The 21,857-nt window shown below is 66.1% G+C and carries 10 protein-coding genes; 8 read left to right on the plus strand and 2 right to left on the minus strand.

Annotated elements, in window-relative coordinates; translation table 11 throughout:
• The first annotated feature begins 9 nt into the window (after nucleotides 1-9).
• The 3 genes from QX070_RS06770 to QX070_RS06780 all read left to right on the plus strand — a co-directional run bounded on the left by QX070_RS06770 (nucleotide 10) and on the right by QX070_RS06780 (nucleotide 2,381).
• On the plus strand, nucleotides 10-699 hold the full coding sequence (locus tag QX070_RS06770) for a substrate-binding domain-containing protein (protein WP_315736150.1): 690 nt from the start codon (nucleotides 10-12) through the stop codon (nucleotides 697-699).
• 100 nt (nucleotides 700-799) lie between these two features.
• Nucleotides 800-2,032 carry an MFS transporter gene (locus QX070_RS06775; RefSeq protein ID WP_315736151.1) on the plus strand — a complete coding sequence of 411 codons (1,233 nt, stop codon included), beginning with the start codon at nucleotides 800-802 and terminating at the stop codon, nucleotides 2,030-2,032.
• 127 nt (nucleotides 2,033-2,159) lie between these two features.
• A complete protein-coding gene (locus QX070_RS06780) occupies nucleotides 2,160-2,381 on the plus strand; it encodes a hypothetical protein (RefSeq protein WP_315716269.1) in 222 nt (73 codons plus the stop codon).
• Nucleotides 2,382-2,550: 169 nt separating this feature from the next.
• Here QX070_RS06780 and QX070_RS06785 read toward each other — a convergent pair whose 3' ends face one another.
• On the minus strand, nucleotides 2,551-2,793 hold the full coding sequence (locus tag QX070_RS06785; protein ID WP_315736152.1) for a hypothetical protein: 243 nt from the start codon (nucleotides 2,791-2,793) through the stop codon (nucleotides 2,551-2,553).
• Nucleotides 2,794-3,651: 858 nt separating this feature from the next.
• Nucleotides 3,652-3,936 (minus strand): hypothetical protein, encoded by a 285-nt coding sequence (locus QX070_RS06790; protein WP_315736153.1) that lies wholly within the window; start codon nucleotides 3,934-3,936, stop codon nucleotides 3,652-3,654.
• A gap of 384 nt (nucleotides 3,937-4,320) precedes the next feature.
• Here QX070_RS06790 and QX070_RS06795 point away from each other — a divergent pair, with 384 nt between their 5' ends.
• Genes QX070_RS06795 through QX070_RS06815 form a run of 5 tightly spaced genes read left to right on the plus strand, consistent with a single transcriptional unit; the run spans nucleotide 4,321 to nucleotide 21,267 of the window.
• On the plus strand, nucleotides 4,321-6,837 hold the full coding sequence (locus QX070_RS06795) for a M64 family metallopeptidase (protein ID WP_315736154.1): 2,517 nt from the start codon (nucleotides 4,321-4,323) through the stop codon (nucleotides 6,835-6,837).
• Nucleotides 6,830-10,336 carry a DUF6603 domain-containing protein gene (locus QX070_RS06800; RefSeq protein WP_315736155.1) on the plus strand — a complete coding sequence of 1,169 codons (3,507 nt, stop codon included), beginning with the start codon at nucleotides 6,830-6,832 and terminating at the stop codon, nucleotides 10,334-10,336. Before QX070_RS06795 ends, QX070_RS06800 begins: the two co-directional genes overlap by 8 nt.
• Nucleotides 10,337-10,387: 51 nt before the next feature.
• The gene (locus QX070_RS06805) at nucleotides 10,388-13,684 is read left to right on the plus strand and encodes a hypothetical protein (protein WP_315736156.1); all 3,297 of its coding nucleotides are present in this window, start codon (nucleotides 10,388-10,390) and stop codon (nucleotides 13,682-13,684) included.
• Nucleotides 13,685-13,721: 37 nt separating this feature from the next.
• Nucleotides 13,722-19,391, plus strand: a complete 5,670-nt coding sequence (locus QX070_RS06810; RefSeq protein WP_315736157.1) for a hypothetical protein — start codon at nucleotides 13,722-13,724, stop codon at nucleotides 19,389-19,391.
• Nucleotides 19,384-21,267, plus strand: a complete 1,884-nt coding sequence (locus tag QX070_RS06815; protein WP_315736158.1) for a hypothetical protein — start codon at nucleotides 19,384-19,386, stop codon at nucleotides 21,265-21,267. Before QX070_RS06810 ends, QX070_RS06815 begins: the two co-directional genes overlap by 8 nt.
• Nucleotides 21,268-21,857: the final 590 nt, after the last annotated feature.

The raw sequence follows: 21,857 nt of genomic DNA on the forward strand, positions 1-21,857 counted from the left end.
GAGCTGATCATGAGCGTGACCGCCGCCGGCATTTCCTCGATGGCGACGAGGCAGATCCTCGCTGAGCTCGCCGCCGCCTATGAGGAGGCGACCGGCGAGGTGATCACGATCGAATCCGTCGGCGGCGTCGATGCCGCCAAGCGCATCCGCGCCGGCGAAGCGTTCGACTTCGCCGTGCTCGCCTCCGATGCGCTGCAGAAGCTTGAAAGCGACGGCCATCTCGTTCCCGGCAGCATCATCGAAATCGCGGAATCGCCGATGGCGATGGCGGTGCGCGCCGGCAGCCCCAAGCCCGATCCGCTCGACGAGGCCGCCGTGCGCAGGGCGATGGAGAACGCCAAGGCGATCGGCATCTCCACCGGCCCGAGCGGCACGTATGTGCAGAAGCTCGCCCGCGACTGGGGCCTGGAGAGCGAGGGCACTTCGCGCCTGGTCCAGGCCAAGCCCGGCATTCCCGTCGCCAGGCTGCTCGCCGACGGCGAGGTCGAGGTCGGCTTCCAGCAGCTCAGCGAGATGCTCGGCGCGCCCGGCATCGACATCGTCGGCCTGCTGCCCGCGTCGCTGCAGCCCGGCACCGTGTTCGCGGCGGCGTTGTGCAAGGCCGGCGCGCATACCGAGGCGGCGCGGGCCTTCATCGAATATCTCGTCTCGGAGGAGACCGCCGAAACCAAGCGCCAGCACGGCATGACGCCGGTGTGAGGCGCCGGCTCCACAGCCCGCGAAAAAATCCGATCGCCGCGTGTCGTCTCGGCCTTGTCCCGATCGTCTTCCAACCGAACAATCGGGAAGGAGACGGCGGATGAGCACATCGTACTATCGCTGGGTGATCGTGGCGGCCGGGGGCGTGCTCGGCTGCGTCGCCGTCGGCGGCCTGTTCTCGCTGCCGGTGTTCCTCAAGCCGATGGCCGCCGAGACCGGGTGGTCGGTCGCGGGGATCTCCACCGCGATGACGATCGGCTTCCTGGCGATGGCCGTCACCAGCATGGGCTGGGGCACGCTGTCCGACCGCATCGGCCCGCGTCCCGTGCTGCTGATCGGATCGATCCTGCTCGCCGTCAGCCTGCTGCTGGCAAGCCTGACATCCTCGCTGCTGGCGTTCCAACTGCTGTTCGGCCTGATCGCAGGCATCGCGACGGCGGCGATCTTTCCGCCGGTCATGGCGACCGTCACCGGCTGGTTCGACACTCATCGCAGCCTCGCGGTGTCGCTGGTCTCGGCCGGCATGGGCGTGGCGCCGATGACGATGTCGCCGCTCGCGGCCTGGCTCGTCTCCAGCTACGACTGGCGGACCGCGATGCAGTGCATCGCCGCGATCGTGGCCGCCATCATGATTCCCACGTCGCTGCTCGTGGGCCGTCCGCCATCGTCCGCGCCCGGCGACGCCGTCGCGTCGGGTCCCGCCGCCGGGCCGGCCGAGATGACGCGATCGGCGGCGCTGCGCTCGCCGCAGTTCCTGATCCTGCTCGCCACCAACTTCTTCTGCTGCGCCACGCATTCCGGCCCCATCATCCACACCGTGAGCTACGCCGTCACCTGCGGCATCCCGCTGATGGCGGCGGTGACGATCTACAGCATCGAGGGGCTCGCCGGGCTCGGCGGCCGCATCGCCTTCGGCCTGCTCGGCGACCGCTTCGGCGCCAAGCGGGTACTCGTTCTCGGCCTGCTCGCGCAGGCGTTCGGCGCGCTCGCCTACGTGGTCGTGCGCGACCTCGCCGCGTTCTATGCGGTCGCGGCGACCTTCGGCTTCCTCTATGCCGGCACCATGCCGCTCTACGCCGCGATCGCGCGCGACAACTTTCCGCAGAGCATCATGGGCACGGTGATCGGCGGCACGGCGATGGCCGGCAGCCTCGGCATGGCGACCGGCCCGCTGGCCGGCGGCCTGATCTACGACAGCTTTGCGAGCTACACTTGGCTCTATATCGGCTCGTGGGTGATGGGCCTCGGCGCTGTCATGATGATGATGACCTTCCGGCCGTTTCCCAAGCCGACGTCGCAGCCTGGCGCCGTGCCCATGCAAGCGCCGGCCTGACGCTGCTGCATCGCACCTTCACGCGCGCCGTCGGAATCGAACAACAACGCTTGATCCCCCGGCAGGAACTGTGATGTCGCAGCCGGGTTGGGCGAGCGTGGAGTTCAACCGGATAGAGATCGGATCCATGAAGAAGACCCAACTCGCCATTGCCACCCTCGTCGCCGCTACCCTCGCCGCCGTCCCGCTCGCCGCGCAAGCGAAGCACCACAAGAAGCACAACGCCGCGACGTCGACCACCTCGTCGCAGACCACCGGCAGCAACATGAAGTCCGGCCGCGATTCCACCTCGTCGAGCCAGGGCAATGTCGGCCCGGGCACGAACCAGGCGGGAAGCATGGGGAAGTAGGACGGATTCGTCCGTCGGATTCAGCGTCGGAGTGCCCGGTGCCCGGGCTTTCCGACGCGCGATGGCGCTCCGCGCAGCGGGACAGCACGAAACCACGGGAGCGAACAAACGTTGCGACCACCAATCGGCCTCGCCAATCGGGCGAGGGATCCCGATCAGCAAAACCCGATCACTTCGAGGCTTCCTTGATCTTGTGATCCAAATGCCCGGTGCCGTGATCCCGGCGCAACTGGCTCAGCGACGTCTCGTTGAGCTGCAGCAGCACGTCACTGAGCTTCGTCGAATCCGGGTAGCCGGCCGCAAACGACTTCCCATAGATCTTGCGCAACGTGGCGACCAACGTATTGCCGTGCTTCCTGCTGATCTCGCCATCCTTGTCCCGATGACGGCCGTCGAGTCCCGGTTCCTTCATGCGTCTCTCCCCATGATGCGACTTGCGCGCTTGGGGAGGAGCCTGCGCTCAATTCGCCCGATTGGCAACGCTGCAGCGCGAAGAAGCGAGAGTGAACAGTATTCTTGGATGCCTTCGCTCTGCATCTATCATCCTCTGTCAGGCGGTGGCGGTGTTAACTATTCCGTCCGCGGTTCGCTCAGCTACCCTACAGGTGGGCTAGGCGCGGCAGTCGTGGTCATGGCAGCGGATGCTGGTCTTCTCGGTGACGTGCTCGGAGCTGGCGAATAGTAAGGATAGAAATTCTGCTCGATGGTCCGCTGCAGGTACTTGTAGCGCGTCTTGTTTGAAAGGCCGGTTTCATCCCTGTTGCGTGAGTAGAATTTGCAGTTTTGGGATGTCGCCCAGTCGGCAAGGTTCCGGGTAGCCGCGGCGAAATCTCGTTCATTGATCTCGATGCCACGCATAAAATGATCCCATCATCTTTCCAAGCCGGATCTTTCGATCGGGTTTGGGCGCATCGCTGACCCGTATCCCGCGATCGCCGAACGTGATATCGAAGATGTATTCCGCTTGTCCCGTCGGCGTCCTCCAGCATGATGGATAGGCGAGGCCGTTTCCATTTCGGCGCATTAGATTGAGCACGTCGAGGTGATACCTCTCCCGTTCAGCTTCCGCCGCTGCAAGTTTTTGGGCAACTTCAGATAGCGGCTTGATCTGGCTCCGCTGCGGATCTTTGCCTAAGGGCTGAGAACATCGACCGCACGCTTCAGAACGGCCGGCGGATCATTAGGACCGATTTCCGACGCCTGCGCGGTGGAAAACGAGTGGAGTGTCTGCGCGCTGTCGAGGCCGAGTGACTTAAACAGCTCAGATTGCTCAGCCCGCTTGGCTGCCTCCCCCTTTGAGGGCTGTCTTTTCCGCTTCCAAGTCTGGGAGCCGTTCGAAACGCTCAACGAGCTGCCGCACGCCGGTGATATCGACCGCGCCACCTACATACAGTACTTGCTGAAGCGGCTTCAGCTGCTCTTCAGCCGCATTAGCTCTGTCCTGCCAAATCTTGAGTTCGGATGTAAGCGTGAGCAGGAGCAGGATCTCCGCCAAAGTTAGCGCGAGAATGAGGCCCCGGCGCTGTTCGCGTTCACGGATGGGAGACGCGGTCAATCGCAGTGCGACTCAAGACGCTTGACGGGGTAAGAAAACGGATCACGCCATAGATCCCGTACCTCGCGGGGACAGCTACAAGCCCAGCGCCCTCCAATGGCTTCTTGGCGATCGGAAACCACTGAGCGTTCGTGTCTATCCGATGAACGAGGACAACGAGATGCTCCACGCCGCCGGCTTTTGCATCACGGCTTTTGCATCACGATTGGCCTCAGCGATAGAGAGCTCCACTCGGCAAACGACAATTGAAGAAGGATGTCGAAACAGTATCACGTTGAGGTTGTATTGAGAAGGCTTGGGTGTAAAATCTTTACGATGCCAGATTTCCGATGGGAGCGACGGGCTTCCCAATAGTTCTACTGGCTGAGAGAGGGTTGTGCCGGCATGCCTCTCATTGTCTACCCGCATTGCGACATGCACGTCGCGCTGAAGAAGCCCGCGACCAAAGCGCTGCCGTTCCGCGTGTTCGACCAGGATCTGCCGAACGGGTCGACGACCTACACGCTGACCGACGTCACCGCGGATTGCAATTTTCGGATCCTGGCGCCGTACAACCCGGTCGGCTCCCGGCTGACCAGCTTCGTGACGATCGATCCTGCGGCGCGCACCATCACCGGCGACGACGTCGGCATCAATCTCGTGGTGATCGAATATGGACCCGGTTACGTCGTCGCGCGTATCCAGGTGCACGACGATGTGCTCGGCTGGTGGTTCGGCAACTCCTCGATCACCACGGCGCTGCATCCGACGGTCGCCCACAGCCAGCCGACGCTGTGCGCGCTGTTCAGCGACGATCCGACCGGGACCGATCTCGTCGGCGACATCACCGGACACGGCTTCGTCACGCTCAGCTCGGCCAGCCCCGGCACCTTCGTGGTGGCAAATACGAACAATGAGGGACGGTTGAGGGGCGTGAGCGAGGGGGCGGCCCAGCTCAACGGCAGCTTCCTCGGCGTCAACCAGAGCCTGCCGGTGAAAGTGGTCGACTACGCCAAGACTCGCGACAACATCTCGACGGTGCGCGCCGGTGACCTCGCCAATGCCGCCGAGATGCACAACATCCTGTTCCTCGCCGAAGGCTTTCGCGCGTCCGAGAAGGACAAGTTCGACAAGATCGTGCAGGAAGCGGCGGACGGTCTGTTCTCGCAGAAGCGCCACGAGCCCTACGGCACGCTCGCGGGCAGCTTCAACGTATTCAAGGCCTTCCAGGCATCGGAAGAGCAGGCGGTGACCTGCGGCTGGCGCGTCAACGACGAGGAGACCTCGGAGCTCGGCAGGGGCGGACCGATTCCGTGGAACTACAGCGTTTCGGACGACAAGAGCATCTACGAGGTCGACGAGCTCGTGGCCCGCGTCGGCCTGCCGCTCCGCAACGAGACTGCGACGCCGGCGCAATTGAAGGCGCGTTGGGCGGGCCAGTCGCTGTCCAACTACGACGCGGCGAAGGTCAACGACACCCTGATCGAAGCGTGGAGGAAGCAGAAATCGCTCGGCATCCTGGAGGCACGTGACACCTTCTACGGCCTGATGCTCGGCTCCCGCTGGGGCGACCAATCGGCGAAGTCCGGCGCCGCTTTGACGATGCCGGCGGCGGATGCGGCGGGCGATGCCAACCTCGCGCCCCTGATCGCCCGCGCCTATCAGTTCTTCAAGCCGGCCAGCGCCACCCGGCACCTTGCCCCGGATCCGCGCCGGCACCCGCCGGAACTCGCTAGGAACGGCCGCGCGAACGTTGCGGCGCCGATCATGGCCTACCTGTCCGGACTGCGGCTCGGGTCGTCGCCGCACACCGCGCTGGGCGCCGAGTGGATACCGGACGGCACCTTCAAGCGCAGCCGCGGCCTGATCGCCATGATCACCAACGAGGACATGATCGGCGGCACCAATTTCAACCAGTCGACCGTGACCGCCAATTCGCTGCAGAGCCTGAAGACGCTCGACTTCGAATATCCGGCGACCAACACGGCGACGAAGAAAGTGATGCGGCGCAAGCCCGCCAGCGACATCGACGCCGACCTCACCGATATCATCGACACGGTTGCGCACGAATTCGGCCATTCCTTCAATCTCGGCGACGAATACGAAACGAGCGCCGAAGACAATGCGACCGCTTCGAGCGAGCACGACAACATCGTCGCGCTCGCCGGCATCTTTCAGGATCCGAACTACGCCGCCAATCACTCCCGTCTGGTCGATCCGTCCAAGGTGAAATGGTTCGAACTTCTCAGGGTCCAGCTTTCGGCCAAGCTGACCCAGGCTTCGACCCAGCAGGGTGGCTCGATCGAGGTCAGGATCGACCCGCGCCAGATCCCGCGCTGGGTGCAGGCGAAGGCGGCCGGCCGCCAGGCGTTTCTCCGCCGCATCCAGATCACGGCGATCGGCCGGCAACTGCCGCTCACGTTCACCGATTCCGATTACCTCGTCAGACTCGACATCGGCGACATCGACCAGAACCTCGGCTCGATCCGGCTCGGCGGGCTGGAATTGCCGCCGGCGCCGTTTCCCGTGTTTCCGAAAGGCTCGCTGCTGTTCGTGCCGCGCCGCGACGATGCGGACGCGCTGGTCTATGTGGTGGAAAAGAAGGTGCGCGACTTCATCGCAGGCAACCATCTGCCGCTCAACAAGGATCCCGACTTCGCTCATGTGAACGACGAGGGCGACGACCCGAAGGACATCCCGAACTTCAAGCCGCCATGCAAGGCGCAGCGGCTGGTCGGCCTGTACGAAGGCGCATACAACTTCACCGGGTTGGTCTATCGTCCGGCCGGCGACTGCAAGATGCGGAACAACAGCGGCACTTTTTGCCATGTCTGCAAATGGCTGATCACCAACCGCGTCGATCCCGCGCTGCACGACGTCGTCGACCGCGAATTCTATCCGGAGGCCAAGAAAAATGGCTGAACCGGGCGCCCTCGAAACGATCGTCGCCGAGATCGGCAAGCTGCTGCTGCCGCTGCGGGCGGCGGTGGAGTCGCCGGCCGCGTTCCAGGGCCTGCTGCTCAAGCTGGGCTGGGATTCCGACGTGATTCCGAAGCCGATCGCCGATCTCGCGGTCGACTTGCAGCTGCTGTTCGATCGGCTCCAGGCGCTGGTCGGCGGCGGGCTGTCGCTCGACGGCGAAGTGGCGTCCGACGGCGAGACGACGGTCGTGTCCGGATCGCTCGAAGACGCCTTCAAGACCATCGAGGCGATCGCCGGCGTCGTGCAGGCGATCGACGACCTCGTCTCGGCGCCCGGCGGCGCATTTCCGGCGACGCTGAACGCCGATAATTTCAAGGGCGAGTTTCCGGGACAGCTCGTCGGCTATCTCTTCATCACCTATCTGCGCAACCATCATCCGGGCATCGGTTTCGCGCTGCAGGCGCTCGGCGTCATCCGCACCCGCTACACCGCGCCCGCCGGCAACCGCCCGGACTACATCGACTACAAGTTCAGTTTCCCGGACCTGCCGAAGATCGTCTCCGACCCGGTGACGCTGTTCGAGAACGCCTTCGGCTGGGGCACCGACAGCTTCGACTTCTCCAGCTTCGCGCGGCAGATCGACAGCCTCGCGGCCGGGCTCGGGCTCGATGTCCGGATGGTGGAGGTGCCGGATCGGGTCGCGCTCGCGCTCGAAGGCGGCCCCCCGACCGGGCGCGCCGCCGTGCGCAAACGGCTGCGCTTGGTGTTCTTCGAGCGGGCGCGCGACGCGGGACGGCTATCGGCCGAGCTCGGACTGTTCCCGCTGCCGAAGTCCGGGAGCAAGAAGCCGGGCTTCGCGCTGCTGCCGTCTTTCAGCGGGCTGCTGTCGGTGCGGATGCAGCTCGGTCCGACGATCGCGGTGACGATCTCGAGCGACCTCGATCTCACCGGCGGTGTCGGCCTGATGGTGCGGCCGGGCAGCGGCATCGACATGGTGATCGGCTTCGCAGGCAGCGGCGCGCCGACGTCGGCCAAGGGCACCGCGCGCGTCGAAGTGGAATACTCCGCCGCCTCCGGCAGCCCGACCATCGTTCTCGGCACCGGCGAGGGCACGCGGCTCGAATACCAATCGGTGAGCGGTGCCGGCGGTTTCACGCTGGTGGCAGGCAAGGACGTCGAGGTGTTCGCCGAGGCGGACCTCAAGGGCCTCGCTTTCGTCCTCGACGCGTCCGGCTCGGACGGCTTCATCTCGACCATCCTGTCGGGTATCTCGACGCGGTTCGAGTTCGATCTCGGCCTCGGCGTCGCCTATCCGCGCGGCGTGTATTTCCGCGGCACCTCGCATCTCGAGATCCAGATCCCAGCGCATATCGACCTCGGTCCGATCCAGGTGCAGGGACTGACGCTCGCGGTGACACCGTCGGGTGACGGCCTCCCGATCGATATCGGCGCGACGCTGAAGGCGGCGCTCGGTCCGCTGGTCGCGGTGGTGGAAAACATCGGGCTGCGGACCGATCTCGCTTTTCCGGGGAGCGGCGGCAATCTCGGCCCGATCGATCTATCCTTCGGGTTCAAGCCACCGAACGGCGTCGGGCTGTCGATCGATGCCGGGGCGGTGAAGGGCGGCGGCTATCTCTTCATCGATCCGGACCGCGGCGAATATGCCGGCGCGCTGGAACTGAAGATCCTCGACTTCCTCTCGGTGACGGCAATCGGCGTCATCACCACCAAGATGCCGGACGGGTCAAAGGGCTTTTCCTTCATCGCCATCATCACGGTCGAGTTCAATCCCGGATTGCAGCTCGGTTTCGGCTTCACCCTGCTGGGAGTCGGCGGACTGGTCGGGCTCAACCGCTCGATGGACCTCGACGCGCTAGTCAACGGCGTGCGCGCCGGCTCGCTGGACTCGGTGCTGTTCCCGCACGACGTCGTCGCCAACGCGCACCGGATCATCTCCGACCTCCGCACCTTCTTCCCGCCAGAGCAGGGGACCTTCCTCATCGGCCCGATGGCGAAGTTCGGCTGGGGCACGCCGACGCTGATCAGCCTGTCGCTCGGGATCATCATCGAGATTCCCGGCAACATCGCCATCATCGGCAAGCTGACGGTGGCGATCCCGGACGAGCGGCTGCCGCTCATCATCATCCAGGTCGCCTTCATGGGCGCGATCGAATTCGACAAGAAGCGCGGCTGGTTCTTCGCCATCCTGTACGAATCCCGCGTAATCTTCATGCCGCTCGACGGCGGCATGGGCGTGCTCGCGTCGTTCGGCGGCGACGCCACTTTCATCGTCTCCGTCGGCGGCTTCCACCCGGCCTACAATCCACCGGCGCTGCCGTTCCCGCCGATCCCCCGGATCGCGATCAACATCCTCAACACGCCAGTGGCCCGCATCCGGGTCGACGCCTATTTCGCGGTGACGTCGAACACCGTGCAGTTCGGCGCCCATGCGGAGCTGTATTTCGGCGTCTCGATCGCCAACATCGAGGGCCATCTCGCCTTCGACGCGCTGTTCCAGTTCTCGCCGTTCTATTTCATCATCACGATCTCTGCCTCGCTGTCGGTGAAGCTGTTCGGCGCGGGGCTGTTCAGTATCCGCTTCCGCGGCTCGCTCGAAGGCACATCGCCCTGGCACGTCGAGGGCACCGGGAGCATCTCGCTGCTGTTCTGGGACGTCGACGTCGACTTCTCCCACACCTGGGGCGACAAGGAGGACACCAGCCTTCCGCCGGTCTCCGTGCTGCCCCTGCTGGCGGCGGAATACTCGAAGGCGGAGAACTGGACTGCCGCGCTGCAGAACAGCAGCAGGCTGTTGGTGACGCTCAAGACCGTGGACGCGGGCTCCGACCTTGTCCTGCATCCGGTCGGTTCGCTCAAGATCACCCAGCGTGCGATCCCGCTCGGCATCACCCTCGACAAGATCGGCGCGCAGCGCCCGGACGACGCCAATTACTTCTCGGTCGCGACCGCGACGTCGGGCATCGAGAAGCGCGCCACCATTCGGGAGTCGTTCGCGATCGCCCAGTTCAAGGACCTCAAGGACGGCGAGAAGCTCAGCGCGTCCGACTACGAGGCCGAGGAGGCGGGGCTGGAGCTGTCGGTCACTGGCAACCAGGCAAAGACCAGCTATGTCACCAAGCGCATCGCCCGCTACGAAGAGATCATCGTCGACAACAATTTCAAGCGGGCACGCCGGCGCTTCGTCACGCTCATCTCCGGGCTGTTCACGCACTTCCTGGCCAACAACGCCGTGGCGCGGTCCGAGATCTCGGCGAAGTCGCGCGATCTGAAGCACGCATTCGACGACAAGATCGCGGTCGATCAGGCGTCCTATGTGGTGGTGAGCCTGGCCGACAATTCGCCGATCGCCGGCGCGCCTGCGTCGTTCCAATCGCGCGCCAGCGCCGGTGAATTCATGGCGGCGGAGACGCGGCGTAATCCGAATTTCGCCAGCGAGGCCCATATCGTGCGCCCGCACGAGATGAAGCGCGCGGCGTAGCGGAGGCACGATGATGGCGGGCGATCCGGCGAGGCGGCGGGGAGGGACGGGATGAGCGATGCGATCGGCACCTATTCCTTCCTGCCCTGGCTGCGGCTCGGCGTGGCTAACAACATCACGGCGGCCGACAACGACAACTCGGTGTCGCTGCGCGCGACGATCAAGGTCGACTTGTCGCTGGCCGGGCGGCCGGTCCAGGGCGACACGGATCTGACGGCGACGATTTCGCGCGACGTCGCGCTCTATGGTCCCGGCGACATCGTCGGCATCGATCCGAAGGCGGTGGTGAAGGTGGAGCCGCGCGACTGGATCACCAATTTCGAGCCGAACTACCTGCCCTTCGTTGAGTTCTACGACGAGGATTTTCCGTGGCGCTACACGCCAGCGGCGCCGGACGAGTCGAGCCACCGGCTGCGCCCGTGGCTCGCACTGCTGGTACTCAAGGTGGAGGAGTTCAAGGAAGTCGCGGTGTCGTCGGCGCGGCCGCTGCCGGCGATCGACGTGACGGGCGATCCGGCCTCGGTATTTCCGCCCGCCGACCAGCTTTGGGCCTGGGCGCACGTCCACGTCAACCGCGACCTGATCCAGCAGGACGGCGTGGTGGAATCGACCAATGCCGACCAGGCGAGGGCACGGCTAGAGAGCCTGCTGGCCAGCAATCCGGACTACGCCTATTCGCGCGTCCTGTCGCCGCGTCAGTTGGAGCCGAATACGTCCTACCATGCATTCGTGGTGCCGACCTTCGAGAGCGGCCGTCTCGCCGGCCTAGGAATCGCGCCCGCGGCGAATCCCGCATTCTTCGCCACCCTGTCGGCCTGGGCGGACTATACCGACCGGCCGTCCCCGACGCTGCATCCGGTGTACAAGCGGTGGTACTTCAAGACCGGGACGGTGGGCGATTTCGAGTACCTCGTCCGCCTGTTGAAGCCGCGTCCGCCGGACTCGCGGCTCGGCCGCCGCGACATGGACACGCAGACGCCCGGCTCCGGGATGCCGCCCATCGCGGTCGCCGGGCTCCACGGGGTGCTGCGGCTCGGCGGCGCGCTCAAGGTGCCGGACGAGGCGCTGACCGGCGCGCAGGAGGCGGAGGCTGCGGCCTACGAGGGCTGGGATGAACCCTACGCGCACGAATTCGAGAAGGCGCTGGCGGGCTTCGTCAACCTGACCGACGACTATGCCCGCGAAGGCGCGCCCGACCCAGTGATCACGCCGCCGCTGTACGGCCGCTGGCACGCGCTCACCGAGCGGCTGCTTGAGGAGGCGGACGGCAGCGACGCGCCGCAGCCGCGCAACTGGGTGCACGAGCTCAATCTGGACCCGCGGTTTCGCGTTCCCGCCGCGTTCGGCACCGCGGTCGTGCAGAAGAACCAGGAGGCCTATATGGACGCCGCCTGGGACCAGGTCGGCGACATCCTTGCGGCGAACCGGCGGATCAGGCTGGCGCAATTCGCCAAGGCCGCGGCCGCGATCTGGCATGCGCGCCATCTCGGGCCGCTGAAGGATCTCAGTGCGGAACGCGGGCTGACGATGATGGCGCCGGTGCAGCGCCGGGTGATCGCCGACGGCTTCACGCTGCGCCATCGGCTCAAGGAAAGCACGGTGCCCCGCGCGGCGCTGTCTGCGCCGTTCCGGCGCGCGGTCCGGCCGCGCGACCACATCGCGGCGACGCTCGGCTTCGACTCGCCGAAAGGCGCCGAAGAGCTGCTGGAGAAGATCAATCGCGGCGAGGTCAGCGCGGCGCCGCCGCGGGTCACCCCGGAAGCCTTGCCGGCGGTGGAGGATGTCGCCGCGCAGCTTCAGCCGAAGTCGCTGCCCGCGGAGCTGACCGACTGGCTCGCCAAGCACCGCTGGGCGAAGTGGGTATTACTGGTCGTTCTGCTGCTGGTCGCCGTGCTGCTGCTGGCCGTCGCCATTCCGCTCGCGATCATGGTCGCGGTAGCGGCGCTGGCGCTGTTCCGATGGCTGGTGCGGCTGGAGAAGCAGGCCGGCATCGCGACCGGCGTGTTGCCGCAAGGGGCTTCGCCCGACATCATCGACGCGCTGCCGGGCTTTCCGTCGTTCACTATCCGCGATCCCGATCCCGCCGCGCCTGAGCCCGTCGGCGGCGCTTCGTCCGCCGACAGCCCGGAGGCGGCGCGCTTCAAACTAGCCCTCAAGGACCTCAACCGGCTGCTCACAGTCAGCGCCGATCTCGGCAAGCCGCCGTTGCGCAAGCCGATCGACATCGCCGCGCTCGGAGCGTCGACCTTCGCTGCGATTGATCCCGACAAGACGGTGCCCGCCTTCACCTTCTCCTCGATCGCCATTCCGCCGCGAGTGCTGGCCATCAACGGGATCGCGACGCTGCTGCAGCCGGAAGTGTTCAAGCCGGTGATGGCATATCCGGAAATCGACCTGCCGATGTACAAGCCGCTTCTCGGCCTGTCCGACGAGCACTTCCTGCCGAACATCGACAAGATTCCGCAGAACACGATCACGCTGCTCGAGACCAATCAGCGTTTCATCGAGGCCTACATGGTCGGCCTCAACCATGAATTCGCCCGCGAGCTGCTGTGGCGTGAATATCCCACCGACCAGCGCGGCAGCTGCTTCCGCCAGTTCTGGGACCCGAGCGGCGTGATCGACCGGGAGGGCCTGTCGAAGGACGAACTGCGCGAAAAGCTCCGCGATATTCCGCCGCTCCACACCTGGTCGCTGTTCTCCAAGCTCGGTGATCACGACCATCGCGAGAAGCCGGGCGAGAACGAGGAGGAAGTCGTCCTCGTCATCCGCGGCGAGCTGCTGAAGAAATATCCCACCGCGGTGATCTACGCCCAGAAGGCGCGCTGGCAGCGCGACGACGGCGGCGCGATCAATCCCCGCGTCGAGCGGGTGCTGGAGACCGACGGTCCGGTGGAAGACCGCCTGCGCACACCGCTCTACGAAGCCAAGGTCGATCCCGACATCACCTTCATTGGCTTCGACCTGACCTCGAAGGAGGCAAAGGGAGGCACCGGCCGCGGCAATTCGACGGCGCCGGGCTGGTTCTTCGTCATCAAGGAGCGGCCCGGCGAGCCGCGCTTCGGCCTCGATATTTCTCGCGACGGGCCGCTCAACGTCTGGAACGACCTCGCCTGGCCTGACGTGCTGTCCGACGCCGACAAGGGCTTTCTGCAGATCAGGCCGGGCGGGCCGACGCTCACCCTGGACGATCCGGTGGCGCCGGAGCTGCAGGAGAAGAAACAACAGTACGACGAGGACAAGGCGCTACGCTGGCATCCGGACAGCAACTCCGCGGAGCTCGCCTACATCCTCTACCAGGTTCCCGTGCTGGTCGCGGTGCACGGCAGCGAGATGCTGCCGAACTGATCGCGCAGCGGACACGACAGGGGGCGGCGGAGGCGAAATGTCCGAGTTCGATGATATCCGCAAGGAGCTAGAAGCGTCGCGCGCCGCGGTCGACGCGACGTCGCGCGAGATCGGCCGGCTTCGCCAGACCCGCGCGCGGCTGATCCGCGACCGCGCACGGGCCGAGCGCGTCAGCAAGGGCGCCGACGATCCGGCGCTGGCGGCGATCGACAAGGAGATCAAGGCGGCGGCCTCCGAGATCGAGCGGCTGGGCGGTGCGCTGAAGGCGGCGAAGGACGAAGTGGTCCGCAATATCGGGCTGTTCGCGAACTTCACCGACCCGCGCCGCAACATCGGCCTGCTGTCCGATCAGACGCCGATCCTGCTGATGCCGCTGCGGATCGAAACGCGCTTCAAGCAAGCGACGGAATTCGGCGGCGACCGCGACGAGCTGTGGGTCCGGGCTTATCCGGACGACATCGCGGTCGACAGCTTCGAGGAGGCGTTGTCGGAAGACGAGGTGAAGCGCGCCCAGGCTTATTGGGCCGACGTCTGGCGGGCGAACCGCGACACCGCCGGGGAGCGGGCCGCCTGGCGAACGCTGCTGAGCGGACAGGGCTCGGGGCGGTCCTACTACGTGACCCAGACTCATCGCCCGCTCAACGAGGCGGCGCGACCGGCCAGGGTGGAAGGCGTGCCGACTGTGATCCTGACGGTGGTGACCAGCGCGCCGCTGGCCGATCCCGAGCGAGGTGAGGTCAGCACGTTCTGGACGGCGCTGTGGCGCGCGGGGACGGATGCGGCCGCGCAGATGAACGCGATCGCCGCGCTGGACAACGCGCTCGGCGCCGAGCGCGCCGCGGCGGTCCGTGAGGCGTACCGGCCGCGGAATCTCGCCGACGCGCCGCCCGAGGGCGCGGATCGCACGACCACCACGGTCATCGCCGCGTATCTGGAGTTTTCCGCCGCGGACGCCACGCCGATGCGCGAGACCGGCTGGTCGCAGCCGGCGACCGCCCGGACCTTGCCTGATCGCCTCGTCCTGCTCGGCTACAACGGCGGAACGCTCGAACTCGAGCAGCTCGGAAAGCCGATTCCATCGCCGCTGCCGGTCACGCCGTCGCCGACCGGAACGGACGACGCATCGGTCGCGCACGACGGCGACGACATCAAGTTCGGTCCGGAGCTCGAATGGGTGCGCAACTTCGACCGCGCCGTCGAGATCGGCATGGGATTCCGGGTGCCGCTAACGCCGCCCGCCTTCCGCCGTGGCTTCGATCAGTTGATGGTGCTCGGTGTGCGGCTCGGGGCCGATGCAGACGCCGGCCGGGTCGCGCTGGAGCAGTTGTTCACCCATCATCATCAGTCGAAGGCGGGGTTCTCGATCCTGCCGCAGGGCCAGCCGACCAACAACGTCGAGGGCGAGGGCGCCGCCTACAGCTGGCGCGAGGATTCCGACGTCAGCTTCGATCACTACTTCGGCACTCCGCCCCTGGACCCCGACGGATGGTTCGAGCGGACAGACGGACGTTGCCTCGCCGCCACGCTCGGTCTCGATCCGGCCGCGCTGGCGGCGATCCCCTTCTACCATCGCCACGACGTCAACGACGCCCGCGCCATGAACACGGCGCTGTGGCCGGCCACGCTCGGTTACTTCATGGAGAGCATGCTTCATCCGGTCTTCGACGATTCGACGGTGGATCGGACCCGCGACTTCTTCGTCCGGCACGTGTCGTCACGCGGGCCGATGCCCACGATCCGCGTCCGTCGTCAGCCCTACGGCATCCTGCCGGCGACGCCGCGCTCGCGCATCCAGTGGATCTTCGCGGGGTCGAACGTCGCGGTCGGGGCCGCGCACGCGCCGGACGATCCGGAATTGCGGTTCCTGACGCGGTTGTATCAGTTGCTGCGCAAGGTCGAGGCCGACCTCGAGCCGCTGATGTCGCGGGTGTCCTACATCGGCAAGCCGGGCGGCGACCGTCATCAGATACTGCTCGATGTCCTCGGCCTGCACGCCGGATCGGTGGAATTCCAGCAGCGCTTCGCCGAGAGCTTCAAGGAACTGTACAACCGCCTCGCGATGCAGGGGGCGGGCGGCGCCTTGGTCGCGCTCCTGCTCGCCGCGGGCTATGTTGGAAGCGGGCTCGATCTGCTGAAGCAGCTCGGCTACACGCCGCCCGAGGGGATCGAGGTGCCGGACGTCCTTGAGAAACTCTTTATCAAGGCGCCCAACCAGCTCAAGGGCCCGCTGATCGACGACCGTCCGTTGTCGGAGACCGAGCAGATCCGCGCCTACACCGCCGGCGGCGACAATTACATCGGCTGGCTGATCAAGGCTGCGGCGACCTCCCACGACGCGCTGCGGCTGCAGCAGGGCTTCACCCAGCGCCCGAACGCGCTGCTGTATCTCATGCTGCATCACGCGCTCGACCTGAGCTTCGTCGAGACCAGCATCCGCCTGTTCTTCAATGCCGGGCTGATCGGCGAGACCGAGCTGAAGGCGGCGCGGCGCGAGCCGAAGTTCTTTCAGGTCGAGGAGGCGAGCCTCGCCGTGCCGGCTGCGGCCGGCGGCAGCCGCTGGCGCTACCTCCACCGCAGCGACGCCGCGGTCACCGGAACGGGACTGAGGACGGTCGGCGAGTTCATCCCGACGGTGCTGACCTCAATGGTCGCCACCGCGTATCTCAAGCGCCAGCTCGATGCGCTCGAACGGCTGAAGAGGTCCCCGACGGCGGTTCTGGAACGGGTGTTCGCCGAGCATCTCGACCTCTGCACCTACCGGTTCGACGCCTGGTACGGCGGCATCATGAGCCGCCAACTGGAGCGGATGCGCTATCCGAACGGTGCCGGCCAGGGGACCGCCCAGCCGGGCGCACCGACCGGCGAGGCGAAGACCGGAATCTATCTCGGCGCCTACGGCTGGCTCGAGAACGTCAAGCCGGAGTTCAAGAAGCTGACGGCGGTCGAGCTGCCGGCAAACCTCGCGGCGATCTTCGCCGATCCGGATGCGCCGCCGCTGATGCGCGACCGCAGCAACCAGGGCTACATCCACGCGCCGTCGCTGAACCAAGCGGTGACCGCCGCGGTGCTGCGCAACGGCTATCTGTCCAACGCCACGCCCGACAATCCCGGCAGCCTCGCTGTCAATCTCAGCTCGGAACGAGTCCGCATCGCGCTGTCGATCATCGAGGGAATGAAGGGCGAGCAGAGTCTCGGCGCGCTGCTCGGCTATCAGTTCGAGCGCGGCCTGCATGACCGCCACGACGTCGAAGTGGACGGGTTCATCTACGACCTCCGCAAGGTGTTCCCGCTGGTCGGCGACCGGCTGGCTCCGACGCGTACCGGCCGGCTCGACGCGTTTGGTCGGCGACTGCGGATCAACCGGGTGGAGGCGCGCAACGTCATCGACGGCCTTGCTTTGGTCGAGCACATCAAGACCAGCGGCGTGAGCAGCTACCCGTTCGGCCACGATGCCGACCTGCCGGCGGCGAGCCCGCAGCAGGCCGCGGCGATCACCGCCGAGGCCGCGCGGATTGCCGACATCGCCGACGCGGTCGCCGACCTCGCGATGGCAGAGAGCGTGCATCAGGTGGTGCAGGGCAATTACGACCGCGCCGGCGCCGTGCTCGACACCTACTCCAAGGGAAAATTCCCGGCGACCCCCGACGTGGTCCGCACGCCGCGGTCGGGGGTGACGCTGACCCATCGGGTGGCGCTGCATCTCAAGGCCGGGCTCGACCCGAACGACGGCGCGCTGACATCGCCGCGGGCGAAGGCGGAGCCCGCGCTCAACGCCTGGCTCGCGGGCATTCTGCCGCCGCCGGCAGCGGTCGCCTGCTCGGTGACGGTCACCGACCCGCTCGATCTCTCCTCCGTCACCTACAACGTGACGCAGGCCGATCTCGGCCTGCTGCCGATCGACCTGCTGTATCTGCTCGATCCGGACAACGATCCGGCCGCCAAGGCGCTCGACGATCTGATCGAGGCGCATGTGATCGCCGTCCATCCGCCGCGCCCGGACGCAATGCTGACGATCGCCTATCGCGAGAGGATCGCGGCGATCGCCGGGCATGTGCCGCTGTTCGAGCTGTCGGCGTTGATGCGGCATCTCAGAAGCCTGCTGCTGCGCTCGCGTCCGCTCAAGGCGAGCGACATGGCGATGGCCGGCGAGGCGAACGAGGCCGTCGATCTTGACGCGGCGCTCGCGCGCGAGCGGGCGACGCTGCCGCGCGATCTGCTCGCCGCGCGGCTTGCGGATCTCGACGCCTTCCGTACGGCGCTGCAGGCCCGCCTCGACGCCAAGCAGGAGGCCCAAATCGCCACGGAGATCGAGCAGACGATCACCGGCTTCGTGTCGGTGATGCAGGGTCTCGGTCCGTTCGCGGCGCTGCAGACCGGTACCGGTGCCGTCTACGCCGACCGGCGGCGGATCTTCGCCCAGTTGCGCGCCGCACTCGCCGGCTACATCGCTCGATGGACCAGGCAGCTCGCCGAGTTCGACGCACGCATAGTCGCCTACGACGCTGATTCCGGCGCGCCGGACGCGGCGAAGTTCCTGGCGCTGCGGGTGGCCGAAACGTTGATCGCGACCACGGCGACCGACCCTCTACCGGCGCAGCCGGACGATTTCCGCGACGATCTCATGAGCGGCAAGCGCGCCGCCTTTGTTGGACAGCGCGCCGTTCTGATCATGCTCTACGACAATGCGTCCGATCTCGCCGCCCTGCATGACGGCATCGAGGCGTCGAAGGCTGCGAACGCCGCGTTCGACGTGGCGGCGATCGACATCGCGGCACAGCGCACGGCGATCGTCGCGCTCGCAGAGGACATGGCGAAGCGCACCGCCGCGCTCGCGCTCGAGCTGACGACGCGGCTGCCGGCGATCCAGGCCCGGCTCGATCAATACGATGCCGCAGCGGAGGCGAAGAACAAGATCGAGGCGCTGACCGCGGCGGCGAAGCTGCTGTTCGGCGAAGATTTCAAGATCGTTCCGGATTTCGGTCTGCCAGCGGCGCAGGCCAGTGAATGGAGCAACGCCTGGGGCGCGGGGGCGCAGGCGGACGAGACCATTCTCGGGTTCCTCAAGACGACGATCGGACGCCGCTTTCCGCTCGACGACTGGTTCATGGGTGTCGCGCGGGTGCGGTCGAAGCTGCACGATCTGGAAGCCTCGCAGCATCTCGCCGACGCGTTCACGGGGGCGGGCGTCGCGCTGCAGGCGCTGCAATTTCCGCATCGCCCCGAGTTGCCGTGGCTCGGACTCGAATTCCCGGAGACCGATGCCGACGGAAAGCCGTTCGTGATCGACGAGGACAAGCTGCTCTATACCGCGCATTTCGCCGAAAGCTTCGATCCGGCGCGACGGCAACTCGGGCTGTTGCTCGACGAGTGGACCGAAGTGATCCCGCGCCCGACTGAAGATACCGGTCTGGCGTTCCACTTCGACCGGCCAAACGCCGAACCGCCGCAGACTCTGCTGCTGGCGCTGCCGCCGAAATTTGTCGGCTCGTGGCAGTGGCAGGATCTTGTCGACACGGTGCGCGAGACGATGGACCTCGCCAAGAAGCGCGCGATCGAGCCCGACCACGTCGACACGACCGCCTATGCCCGCTTCCTGCCGGCGCTGGTGTCCGCCGTGGCCTTCCATCCGATCACGGCCTCGCTCAACTTCGCCTATAACAACAACCTCGCCGCGGTGCTGGCCGAGACGGAGACGGGCAATGGCTGACTATGTCGCGGTTCAGAACCTCTCCGCCGTGTTCTCCGGCAAGGTGAAGCTGCCCACCATCACGTTGTGGAACAGGCTCGAGGGCCGCCCACGCACGCACGATTTCGACCGCGCGCTCAAGGCCGAGGTCCGTGATCCGCTGTGGCTGCTGACGAAGCAGTGGCAGATGGGCGAGTTTCAGGGCGACGACGCCGGCTCGCCCGTCGTCGCCAAGGTGCACATCGAGACCACCGAACTGACGAAATACCGCGCGGCCGGCAATCCGCCGGAAGCGTTCGCCGACGACGTGCCGCTCGAAGCCAAGGTCGAGCGGCGGCCGATCCCGTTCCGTCTCGCCGGCCAGAAGATCGCGTTCGATCTCCGCATCGCCCTGGGCCGGCGCTGGCTGAAGCTCGTCGCCGGCATCGAGCCGGGGCTTGCCCAGCAATTCATCGCGGCGCTGCCGGTCGCCATGCCAGATCCCGCGCTCAAGGCCGATGCGCCGGTCGCCGCCCATCGCGAAGCCTGGCAGACGATGGCGGCGCTGGCCGGCCGGTCGATGGACGGCTACGACCTCGTCGAGCATCTGACGGCCGCGCCCGGCAATCACGCGCACGACCTCGTCGTGCTCGGCAATCCGGCCAGCGCCGCTGCGATCGAGACGGCCGAGGCGGAATTCCTTGGCTGGTACCGGGAGGCGTTCTACCAGTCCGCCGCGGGGGCCGCCGATGCCTGGCTGCCCGATCGCCTCGAATACGCCTTCGCCGCGTCGGCGCCCAAGGCGGGCGGCGAGAAGCTCGTGGTCGCCGACGAATACTTCCAGGGGCATCTCGACTGGTACAATTTCGACGTCGACGCCTCCGGCGCAGGACTCGGTGACCTTGCGGACGCGCCGCCGCCGGCCGCCGTCGAGACGACCTTTACGGCGTCATTCATCCCGGCGCCGATCCAGTTCGACGGCATGCCGAACACACGCTGGTGGACCTTTGAGGAGGGACGAACGAATTTCGGCGACATTGATCCGGAGACGACGGACGTCAACAAGCTGCTGCTGATCGAATTCGGCCTCGTCTACGCCAACGATTGGTTCCTGATGCCGTTCACGGTGCCGGCCGGGACGATCACCCGGGTCGCCGGCATGAGCGTGACCAACGTCTTCGGCGAGCGGATCTGGGTCGAAGCCGCGGGCAAGGGCGGGGACGCGGATTGGCAACGCTGGTCGATGTTTACGCTGGCGACGAAGGGGAGCGACGACATTCCCGCCGATCTCAGCCTTTTCATCGTGCCCAGCGTGCCGAAGATCCAGGAGAGCGAGCCGCTGGAGTCGGTGGAACTGTTCCGCGACGAGATGGCCAACATGGTGTGGGGTGTCGAGTCGCGGGTGATGTTGGCTTCGGGCGACAGCAAGAGCGGGCGCAGCGCCGCGCTCGACACCCGCCGCTATTTCCGTCGCCTGGTGGAGGAGAGCCTGCCGCCGGGCCCACCACCTGCGCCGCCGATTGAGAACGACGCCGCGATCCGCTATCGGCTGATGAGCGAGATGCCGGAGAACTGGATTCCATTCATCCCGGTGCACATCGACAACGACAGCCGCGAGATCCAGCTGCGTCGCGCAGCAATGCTGCGGGTCATCGACCGCGACCCGGATCCGCCGGTGCGCGTCGAACCTCGCACCGATCTGCTGCGCCACGGTCTCGACCTCCCGCAGCAGCAGGGCTACAATCTCCATGAGGAGGAGGTGCCGCGCGCGGGCATTCGTGTCACCCAGAGCTTCCAGCGCACGCGCTGGTACAACGGCCGCACTTTTGTCTGGCTCGGCATCCGCAAGGAGACCGATCGCGGCGAGCGGTCGAGCAGGCTCGCTTTCGACGCGATCCTTCCGAAGCGGAAGGCATGAACGCATGAAACGTCACCGTCGAAATATAGCGGTGGCGCGGCCGCCGGAGATGGAGGGTTGAACGGGCGCGCCATTCCCAAGTCGGCAATTTCTCGCGCGACGGCAGACGCTCGGCGCCCCAAGATTACGTAGCGGCCGGCAAGTGTGAATATCCGAAGACCCATTCCCGACCTCAGCGCTTCCTTCATGACATAGGAGAAGCAACGGAGAGCCAGCACGAGGAACACCGTTCAAGGTTGAGCGCGGAGAAGTTCGCCTTGATTGTTCCGAATCGAGAGTCACTGCGTTATTGTACGTTGAGGCCTGAGCCTCTTCGGCAGAGGCCCATAGCCATAAGGGCAGAGATCACGCGGAATCGCTTATAGCATGAGCAACCGCCGGCTCTGCTCAAACCTGGTGACGGGTAGTCCCACCGCAGGCCGTCTCAGCCGGGCTCGTGAATTCTGTGCAGCCCCGTCATCAAGGCTGCAATCACGCTTATCAACGCGTTCGTACCATGGTCATTCAAGAACGAATCTCTGCGTCATAGTTGTCATGGCACCCCAGTCTGCCACGTGGAGCGCGACGATGGTGCTGGTTGGTGATACCGT

Origin of the sequence: Bradyrhizobium sp. SZCCHNR1093 (genome assembly GCF_032381175.1) — a bacterium.
In the GTDB taxonomy this organism is placed as follows: domain Bacteria; phylum Pseudomonadota; class Alphaproteobacteria; order Rhizobiales; family Xanthobacteraceae; genus Bradyrhizobium.

What these genes read in the sequence shown, in the direction of transcription:
- QX070_RS06770 (WP_315736150.1), top strand. Translation starts at nt 10, where the DNA reads ATGAGCGTGACCGCCGCCGGCATTTCCTCGATGGCGACGAGGCAGATC.
- QX070_RS06775 (WP_315736151.1), top strand. Translation starts at nt 800, where the DNA reads ATGAGCACATCGTACTATCGCTGGGTGATCGTGGCGGCCGGGGGCGTG.
- QX070_RS06780 (WP_315716269.1), top strand. Translation starts at nt 2,160, where the DNA reads ATGAAGAAGACCCAACTCGCCATTGCCACCCTCGTCGCCGCTACCCTC.
- QX070_RS06785 (WP_315736152.1), bottom strand. Translation starts at nt 2,793, where the DNA reads ATGAAGGAACCGGGACTCGACGGCCGTCATCGGGACAAGGATGGCGAG.
- QX070_RS06795 (WP_315736154.1), top strand. Translation starts at nt 4,321, where the DNA reads ATGCCTCTCATTGTCTACCCGCATTGCGACATGCACGTCGCGCTGAAG.
- QX070_RS06800 (WP_315736155.1), top strand. Translation starts at nt 6,830, where the DNA reads ATGGCTGAACCGGGCGCCCTCGAAACGATCGTCGCCGAGATCGGCAAG.
- QX070_RS06805 (WP_315736156.1), top strand. Translation starts at nt 10,388, where the DNA reads ATGAGCGATGCGATCGGCACCTATTCCTTCCTGCCCTGGCTGCGGCTC.
- QX070_RS06810 (WP_315736157.1), top strand. Translation starts at nt 13,722, where the DNA reads ATGTCCGAGTTCGATGATATCCGCAAGGAGCTAGAAGCGTCGCGCGCC.
- QX070_RS06815 (WP_315736158.1), top strand. Translation starts at nt 19,384, where the DNA reads ATGGCTGACTATGTCGCGGTTCAGAACCTCTCCGCCGTGTTCTCCGGC.